Source organism: Caenibacillus caldisaponilyticus, from assembly GCF_002003465.1.
In the GTDB taxonomy this organism is placed as follows: Bacteria; Bacillota; Bacilli; order Bacillales; family Sporolactobacillaceae; genus Caenibacillus; species Caenibacillus caldisaponilyticus.
On sequence record NZ_BDDQ01000108.1, the window covers coordinates 1 to 2,638 of the forward strand.

1 pseudogene is annotated in these 2,638 nt (G+C 50.2%); it reads right to left on the minus strand.

Going from position 1 to position 2,638, the window contains the following annotated elements:
• Positions 1-2,608: pseudogene (locus tag CCB157_RS16500) on the minus strand (hypothetical protein); the annotation flags it as partial.
• Positions 2,609-2,638: the final 30 nt, after the last annotated feature.

Genomic DNA, 2,638 nt, shown 5'->3' on the forward strand with positions numbered 1-2,638 from the left:
TCATACGATCACTCAAAGTAACGTATATTTGATGCCCATTGGAATCATAATAAATAATTTGGTCAACAGTAATGTTTAAATTCTTTGTCGAACTGGTTTGGTAATTGGACTCTAAAAATACTTGCCCGTCTTGAATCGTGACGCTATTAACGAACCCTAAATCAGTTTTTTCATTGTAAATAGTTTCACTTACCCGAGTTTTTACGTTTCCAACGACTATTTCAACGGTTCCGTTAAACGTTCCGGTTGTTCCGTTAATTGTCCCGCCAACAACATTGATACCCTTCGCCGTGAGCACTCCGTTCGTATCAACATAGAAAACATCCTGCCACGACTGGGACGTATTTGTGCGATTTTGAATCTTGATCCCCGCCGTCGCATTCATGATCGTCTGGACGAGATTGTCGCTTCGGACGGCTTTGAATCCATCTTGTTGAGTGATGCTCGTGCCGTTATATAACTGCCCTTGCTTCACGCCGTTGTCGATGCCGCTCTTGATGGCGTTATAGATCGCCTGCGTGAGCGTCACCCGCGCGGAGTAGTACGTATTGAAATTCGCTCGGAACGTGGCGCCGTTGATATCACTCGTCGTCGTCAGATTCGCGAGAAGCGGCGTGAGATACGTATTCAGCGTGTTGTACGCGTTGTCGTACGCCGTTTTTTGGGTGGTCAGCCCGTATGCATCAGCTTGGGCGTCATAGATCGGTTTCTCGGCGACGATGGCGTCCCATTGCGTTTTGACGATTTGTTTCTCGGTGGCTGTCAGTTTGTTGTCGTTGGACAGATCGCCGAGCAGCGCGTTCGCGGCGTCTGCGGCGGCTTGCGCGGCGGCGATGTCGGATGCGACGTCTTCCGGTGATTCTTGCCACGTTGTTGCAACGTTTCCTTCTTCGAGTTGCAGTGAATGAAAATCAATTGTGGTTCCGCTCGGAATTGTATCCGTGATATAGACGCCGACAGTGAATCGATTATTCGAATTGAATTGATTTATCGGCGTTGTGAAAGTCATTTTCGTCCATTCGTTGCCATTGATGGTGATTTGCGGGCCAGAAGCAATACCTTGTAGATATACTTTAGCTTTTGCAGTCACACTCAACCGTACCATGAACGAAATGGTGTATGTTTTTCCGAGTTTAATCAAATTATTACGATAGTCTACTCCGCTCGCCATAATATCATAGTAAACATAGCGGTCACCAGTGGCTGTCGTTGTGACGCGTAGATATTTGCCAACTGGCAATATATTTTGGTCTGATACAAGCTGTTTCGTTCCGGCTGTATTAGCGGCGGAAAAACTCCATGTATCATACACTGTATTTTTTGTTGTCACACCAATTCCTTCATGGAAATCGGTATTGTAGAGAATATTCCTCCCGCCGACCTGCACATTGTCGTAGAGCGGCGACCATTGATAATCGCTTGGGTTGCTACTCTCTGTCGGCGTCGTTTTGTTGAACGCCATTCCGACATATCGCTTGCCGTCCGGCGTATCGCTCATTCCGTTCCCGCTCGCGTCGTCGGCGTATTTCACCCATGTATAAGTGGTTTGGCCGTCCGCCACTACCGGGATTGTCTGCTCATCCAAAAGCGTCGAAGTGCCGCCGGCCATGTACAGCCGCACACGAACGGCTTTGATGCCGGATGATGGCGTATACGTTTTGGTCGATTCATTTGATGAGCTCGTATACTTGTCGGTGAAATTCGTGCCGTCGGTGCTCTCTGAAATGACGAACCGCCCCGCGTAGTTTGTCGGCGCCGCTGTGCCGGTTTGAGACTTTGCGGTGACGGTGATCGACGTCGGATTGTACGAGCCCGATGCCGATTTGTTGATCGCCGATGCGCTGACTACTAGCTTGTAGCTTGTCGCGTCTTGGCCGTCAGCACCATCCACACCATCCTGGGCAACCGGAATGACCTGTTCATCCAAAAGCGTGGACGTGCCTCCCGCAAGATAGAGCCGTACCCGCACCGCTTTGATGTTTGCGGATGGGGTATATGTCTTGCTCGATTCGTTCCCGCTCGATGTATATTTGTCGGTGAACGTGCTTCCGTCCGTTGATTCGGCGATGATGAATCGGCCGGCGTAAGCCGACGGCGAGCCGGTTCCCGTCTGGGACATGGCTTGCACGGTGATACTCGCCGGGCTATACGATCCGGTTTTCGTTTTTACGATTGCCGGCGGTGTTACGAGCCAATATACTGTCGCATTTTGGCCTCCAGCGCCTTGCTTCGACTTGGAAAGAGTGAAACGCTTCGATATACTCGGATAGCCAGACCGTGATGCCGTGATATCGACATATCCGGTATCTGTCGACATGTTGGTGACAGTATAGGTGCGGCCGGACAGATTGCCTGTGACACCGCTCGATGGCGATGCCGTATATGTCCAATTGTTACTATCATCTTTTGATCCGACATAGATGCTCATGGTTGTAGAAGCGCCTGCGTAATTCCCGTTATTCCCGGCGCTGTCGGTCGGAATGACGTGCGATTCATTAGAAAGCACTGCAATGATTGCATCTTCCCCTGCAGGGCCTTGTGGCCCTTGGGGGCCTTGCGGACCAAGATTATTCGTGAATTGAATATCGACGCTGCCCATGATCGCCATTACGCATCATCCCTCTTATGCTCGTCGATT